The following is a 6,157-nucleotide window of genomic DNA, read 5'->3' as shown; positions in this document are numbered from 1 at the left end:
GTCTTCGGCGCCTTTCTCCTGCCTTTCCGTCACCCCGAACAGGAGAACCCCCATGCACCCTCGACACCCCCCAGCTTTGCAGTACGGCAGCGTGTGCAGCGGCATCGAAGCCGTGAGCCTCGCCTGGCAGCCCCTTGGGCTGCAAGCCGCCTGGTTCGCCGAGATCGAGCCGTTTCCCAATGCCGTCCTCGCACACCGCTATCCCGAGGTTCCGAACCTCGGCGACATGACGGGCATCGCCCGCCAGATCCGTGCCGGCACCGTTTCCGCACCCGACATCCTGGTCGGCGGAACTCCGTGCCAATCCTTCAGCGTCGCCGGCGACCGCCAAGGGCTCGCCGATCCGCGCGGCGCGCTCACCCTTGCATACGTGGAGTTGGCCAATGCCATCGATCAAGCCCGCACCCAAGCCCGCCGCCCGGAAGCCACGCTCGTCTGGGAAAACGTCCCGGGCGTCCTCTCCGACCGCTCCAACGCCTTTGGTTGCTTCCTGGGCGCATTGGCCGGAGAAGGCCGTGCGCTCGAACCGCCAGGGCCGCGGTGGACGCACGCAGGTTGTGTGTCTGGACCCCGCCGCCGCATCGCGTGGCGCGTGCTCGACGCCCAATACTTCGGCGTTGCCCAGCGCCGTCGCCGCGTGTTTCTTGTGGCAAGTGGTGATCCAGACGTCGATCCCGCCGCAGTACTTTTTGAGTCCGAAGGCGTGCCTGGGCATCCTGCGGCGGGCTTCGCACCGTGGCAAGACGCTGCCGCGGGTTCTGCATCGGGTACTGGCGCAGCAGGCAGCTATGCCGGACTGAACCGCGCCTACGGCAAGGTCACGCTCGCCTTCGGCGGCGGCAACACCCGTGGGCCGATCGACGTGGCCGCCTGCCTGACGGCGGCTCCCGGCGCCAAGAACGACTTCGAGGTCGAGACCTTCGCCGTGCAGTCGGTGACCGGCGCCATCAGCCACGCCCTGAACACCGCCAACAATGGCAAGGGATGCGGCGAAGATGGCACCGGACGCGGCGTGCCGATCATCGCCAGCCCGCCCGAATCGGCGATCGTCGCTTTCGCCCAGAACAACCGCAGCGAAGTGCGCCTGGAATCGGGGCACGGCCAGGTGACCGGGGTGCTCATGCGGGGTGGAAAGCCGGGCTACGGCCAGCCCGTCATTGCCAGTGTGTCCTTGCGCGGCCGCGCCACCGGGATGACGGCGGAACTCGGCCCAGCCGTGTCGCCCGCATTGCGTGCCAGCAGCGGCGGCGCTGACAAGGGCCATGTGCTCGCACCGACCTACGAGGCGCATTTCCGCTACACCCCGAAGGTGCCAGGGGGGGCCGACTGGTCGCAATGGCGTGTGCGCCGGCTCATGCCCGTGGAGTGCGAACGCCTCCAGGGCATGCCCGACGACTACACCCTCGTGCCGTACCGCGGCAAGCCGGCCGCGGATGCGCCGCGCTACAAGGCCATCGGCAATTCGATGGCCGTGCCCTGTGTGGCCTGGTTGGGACGCCGGTTGTTGCAGGCATTGCGTTGAACACGGTGATAGCGAGTTTCCGTTTCTCGCACGACGGCATCCTCGCGTGCCGCGATGCTCGCCCCATGCGTCGCTGACTTTGTCAGCACCATGCCAGCAGTCAGGGTTCCCGACTGCCGCGGAATCTTCTTCCGTGCGACCCGCCAGTCCGCTTCGCATCGACCACCGCGGACGAGCGCCTTTCTGGCGCCGATGCTGCCTTGTTCCACCGACCGGGAGGTTCCGCTTCCCGACCGGGATGTGGCCTCCGTCCTTCACCAGGAGATCGCCATGTCCCTTCCGCCCCACGCGGTGCTTCCGAGCCCCGCCCAGGCCCGAGCCGATGCCATCGGCTATCTGGCCCTGATCCACATCGGCAAGCGCCTGTCCCTCCAGGTCTGCCACAGCGCCGCCGGCCACTACATCGGCACCACCGATGCAGACGGCCCGGTCTCGCGCGAGTCCGCCCAGTACTTCCGCTCCTACCAGGCCGCCAGCCACGCCTTGACGACCGGCCGTTGGCAACAGCGCCTCCATCCCTGAATCCCTCTCGCCAGGAGACTTTTCATGAACCAGTCTTTGCCCCAAGACGTGCTCGATCTGATCGTGCGGGAAGACCTGCATTTTTCCCAAGCTCCCGAAGCATTCTTCCAGGCGTGGAAGCGCGGTGCAGAAATCGCCGGTCACGAGTGGTTCGGCGACGGCACGCGCGATGGCCTGCAACGCGCCACCAGCAAGTGGGATCTGCGTCCGAACCTGCTGATGCTCAATGACGCCCTCGGCGTACTGAGCGGCGGCCAGCGGATGTTCCTCGCCGCGATGGTCAGCTTCTACAACGAACGCGAGGGCGGCGCCATGCTCAAGCGTTGCGGCTTCCACGGGCTGGCCGACTTCGGGGGCCTCGACCTGGAACGCCGTCAGGTGCTCGCCGATCTGCTGCTCAATTACAACGGCTGGTGAGCCTTCGCCAGCACATCACCGTTTTCTTTCCCACTTCCCACGAGGGGCATGCGCCTTGTTCAAGGCCATGCCCCTCTTTCTTTTCTTCCTTCACCCGCTGGGGTTCCATCCCCGGCAGGGGATGTGTTCCGCCTATCCTTTGCTGGAGAAATCCCATGTCCAAGACCGAAAATCCCTTCGTTCGCGGGTACAGCAATCTGCGCATCGTCCGCTCCCTCTGCATCAGCTACGACGACGGCAGCCCACTGGTCTGGCGTCCCATCCACGCCAGCCAGGCGCATCTGTCCGACCGCGACCTCATCTCGTCGCCTTGCATCGTCACCAACGACTTCGCCGTGATCCGAAATATCGGCGAGGAAATCAGCGACGAATTGGCGGCCGAGTGCGATGCCGGCGAAGGCGTCAATGGCGAGGGCGTCGTGGGCGCCGTGGTCTATGCCATCCATGGCGACGACTTCAACGGCGAACCCGTCCATATCGGCGACACCTATTCCGAGGAAGCCGCCCGCGAGATCGTGGGGCGGCTGAGTTTCAAGACCGGCTTTTACAGCCGCGCCTGGGAGATCAGCAGCGCCCATCTGACCGAGGACGCCAACCGCTACCTGATGGAGCTGGCTGACCTCGCCACCCCGGAGAGGTTCCTGTTCATCGCCTTCCGCATCCCGTACAGCCCGGCGATCGGCGTCAAGCTGATCTCCACGCCCTGGACGGACAGCCATCTGCAGGACCTGGAAGGCATCACCGCCGAACAACTGCGGCAGGAACACCGGAACAAGCGCATGCCCGAATCCCTGGTGGACACGCTGCAACAGGCCGGCCAGGCCGATGTTCGCTTCCTGATCTTCGATGCCGACGCCCCGGTACTGGAAGGTCTGCCGCTGTACGAATCGTAGTCCCTGCGCTCCCTGGGAGCACCCACCGTCCTTGCGGCTCGGCATTCGCGAGGGTGCCGAGCCGCTCCTTCTTAGGAGCACACCATGATCCCTTCACTGTCCAAGCCCGACCTCGATCTGCCCAACATCGTTGACCACGTACTGCGCGATCTTGGCGCTGAAGCAGACTTCGAGCTGCAACTGGACGCCTGCATCAATGCCATGAGCCAGGACGATGCCATCGGCCAAACGCTGGTGTTCGAGCGCATGAGCGGCACGCTGCACATGCGCCATATCAGCATCGCCGATCTCGTGGAGACCGACATCAACCGCTACGAAATGGTGGTGTTCGACGGCGGCAATACCTGCGGCGACTGCTGGAAGCACGTCTTTTTCCCACGACAACGCACGCATTGCTTCGTGTACGAAAACTTCTGATCCACCTGCCGCCCCTCGATCGAGGGGCGTTTTCTTGTCCGTGTCCGCCGCACCAATGCGGGAACGTCCAGATTCCATATTGCGTGCACCGGGCCGCCAGCGACGCGCCATGCTGGCCGCGTGTTCGCTGGCGTAGCCGGCAACCGCCCAGGCAGTCGAGACCTTCGAGGCTGCGGTGCACCCGCACTGGTCACCTCCATCCATCGACGCACACCGCGTCTTTTCCACCCCCAAGGGATCTTCCTCCCTTGCGGGCGGGAGTCCCTTGTTTTCCTTCAAGGAGTCTCCCATGGACCGTTCTGCTATTCGCATCCAGTTGCCCACGCTCATCGCAGGGCACGTCCCGCGCAACGTGAACTCGTTCAAGTTCCGCTTCTTCGACAGCCAGCCGCAGGAATCCACGCTCGGATTCGTGATCGACCCCAAGCCCTTCGACGGCAAGGTGGTGGCGACGACCGATGACGCCATCGTTCTCAAGACCTCCCGTGCCGAGTTCGCGGTGCTGGATCGCGACCTGGTCACCGTCGTCCCCGACGAAGGTGCCAAGGTGCACGTCCAGCCCTATGCGCGGCGCCGCTTCGACGGCCTGCGCGCGGACACACCGGAAGAACGCACCGAGTACACCTCCGAGGGCAAGCCGTACACCATCCAGACGCACATCCTCGGCTCCGCGCCGGCCAAGCTGCCCATCCCCGAACCGCAGTGCCCCGAACTGCACGACCTGATCCAGCAACTGGAGGAACTGCCGGCGCCCGATCGCTTCCGGAAGATCACCCACATGCTGGTCGATGCCGGGGCCAAGGACTTCACCTGGGTCGATCCGGCACCGACCAAGATCATCGATACGCCGCCGGCGATCAGCTTCTCCGTCTCCACGGCGAAGTTCGAGGGTCGGGTCACCGTGCTCTACGACCGTGCCGGCGACGTGTACGTGATCGAGCTGCATCAAGGCGATGAACTCGTCGAGCGCATCGACGAGGTGTATTTCGACAGCCTCGGCGAGGCGCTGGCGCATCGAATCGACGATGGCCGCTGGCGCCAGATCCAGGTGACCGTCCTGGAGCAGGCCAAGCGCACGCGCAAAGCCCTCTCGGCGTGATCAACCAGGCCGCGGCTTCCGCGGCCTACCTTCCATCCCACTTTGAGGAGATTTCTCCATGTCCCTGCGATTCAAGGGGGTCGATCTGCGCCCGGTGTTAGCCGAAGCAGTCACCAACCAGTGCCGCGTCGTCCTCGCCAAGGACCAAGGCGCCTACTTCCTCGCCGAACGCGGCGAGCGCCTTCCCGGTGGCCGCCAGAAGCTGATCGCCTACGCGGTCGGCTGCAACCCCGACGTCGATCCTTTCGACGACTGGTGGGCACTGGTGAACGCCGAGCTGGGTGGCGATGATTTCGGCGAGTTCTTCGACGTACAGGACGACGTGTTCGCCCGCATCCTGCACAGCGAAGACGATCTGGCGTTGTCCGCCACCGAGACGCACCTGTCCTTGCAGGCGGTTCCGCCCGAGCCCAATGGCGGATGACCGCCGCTTTCCCCGACCCCCGCGCATGCGGGGGTTTCTTCGTTCTGGAGCCAGCATTTCGACCGGACCCGGCCCCGGAATGGGGTGGTCCGGTGGTGCCGATTCATCGATGCCCCCGGCGTACCGTCATGCCACGCTGCCGCCATGCCCCGCCGATTGCGATCAGCAGCATGCCCAGGTAGCCACGATCTTCAAGGCTACGACGCGGTTCTGACCGCGTTGATCCCCCCCGTTCGCACCGGCATCCATGCGCGAACAACCATCGATTCCAGATGGCGATGCCACCACGCTGTTTCATCAACCCACGCGGGGGTTCCACACCTTCCCCGCCTGGGTCGGGTGTGTCTCCGCTTCTTTGTCCTACTGGAGATTCACCATGACCACTTCCAACGAAAAAACCTACTTCGATCTGCACATCACCGGCTTCGGCTATCTCAGTCGCATCCGCGAGGTGAAGCCCAAGAAGGGGTCTCCCTTCCTGGCCTGCGACATCGCGGCGCTCAACGGTCCCAGCGATGACGTGTCCTACGTGCGTTTCGATACCCGCGTTTCCGGCAACGAAGCGCAGCACCTGGTCCGCCGCTGCGAGGATGCCGTCAAGGCCGAAAAGAAGGTCCTGATCGGCTTCCGCCTGGGCGACCTCTGGGCCGACGTCTTCACCTACACCAAGGGGAAGCGCGCCGGCGAACAGGGGGTGAGCTTCAAGGCCCGCCTGCTGTTCATTTCTTGGATCAAGGTCGACGGCGAGCTCGTCTACAAGGCCGAGCCCAAGCCGACCGACTCCGACGAACGCGAGAGCGACGTTCCGGCCCCCGCCGAAACGCCCGCCCCGCAGGAAGCTCCGGCCCAGGCGTCCCCCGTGC

8 protein-coding genes are annotated in these 6,157 nt (G+C 65.0%); all 8 read left to right on the top strand.

Translation table 11 applies throughout. The features are described 5' to 3' along the window. The first annotated feature begins 52 nt into the window (after window positions 1-52). Window positions 53-1,522 (top strand): DNA cytosine methyltransferase, encoded by a 1,470-nt coding sequence (locus IRZ12_RS14645; protein WP_296469814.1) that lies wholly within the window; start codon window positions 53-55, stop codon window positions 1,520-1,522. 270 nt (window positions 1,523-1,792) lie between these two features. Further along, the gene (locus IRZ12_RS14640; RefSeq protein WP_073664153.1) at window positions 1,793-2,044 is read left to right on the top strand and encodes a hypothetical protein; all 252 of its coding nucleotides are present in this window, start codon (window positions 1,793-1,795) and stop codon (window positions 2,042-2,044) included. A gap of 24 nt (window positions 2,045-2,068) precedes the next feature. Next, a complete protein-coding gene (locus tag IRZ12_RS14635; protein ID WP_073664154.1) occupies window positions 2,069-2,461 on the top strand; it encodes a hypothetical protein in 393 nt (130 codons plus the stop codon). 155 nt (window positions 2,462-2,616) lie between these two features. After that, window positions 2,617-3,354, top strand: coding sequence for an ABC transporter substrate-binding protein (locus tag IRZ12_RS14630; RefSeq protein WP_296469809.1), 738 nt, complete (start codon window positions 2,617-2,619; stop codon window positions 3,352-3,354). An 84-nt stretch (window positions 3,355-3,438) separates the two neighbouring features. Next, entirely contained in the window at window positions 3,439-3,771 is a 333-nt protein-coding gene (locus tag IRZ12_RS14625) for a uridylate kinase (RefSeq protein ID WP_139271031.1), read from the top strand. Between the two features lie 289 nt (window positions 3,772-4,060). Then, a complete protein-coding gene (locus IRZ12_RS14620) occupies window positions 4,061-4,870 on the top strand; it encodes a GTPase (protein ID WP_296469801.1) in 810 nt (269 codons plus the stop codon). A gap of 58 nt (window positions 4,871-4,928) precedes the next feature. After that, a complete protein-coding gene (locus IRZ12_RS14615; RefSeq protein ID WP_073664157.1) occupies window positions 4,929-5,294 on the top strand; it encodes a DUF3085 domain-containing protein in 366 nt (121 codons plus the stop codon). 376 nt (window positions 5,295-5,670) lie between these two features. Then, window positions 5,671-6,157 (top strand): STY4534 family ICE replication protein (locus tag IRZ12_RS14610; RefSeq protein ID WP_296469796.1); only part of this gene is annotated, 487 nt, incomplete at its 3' end.

This window comes from Pigmentiphaga sp. (genome assembly GCF_019689535.1).
In the GTDB taxonomy this organism is placed as follows: Bacteria; Pseudomonadota; Gammaproteobacteria; order Burkholderiales; family Burkholderiaceae_B; genus Pigmentiphaga.
The sequence above is the reverse complement of the archived record's forward strand: the minus strand, read 5'-3'. Positions and strand labels throughout refer to the sequence as shown.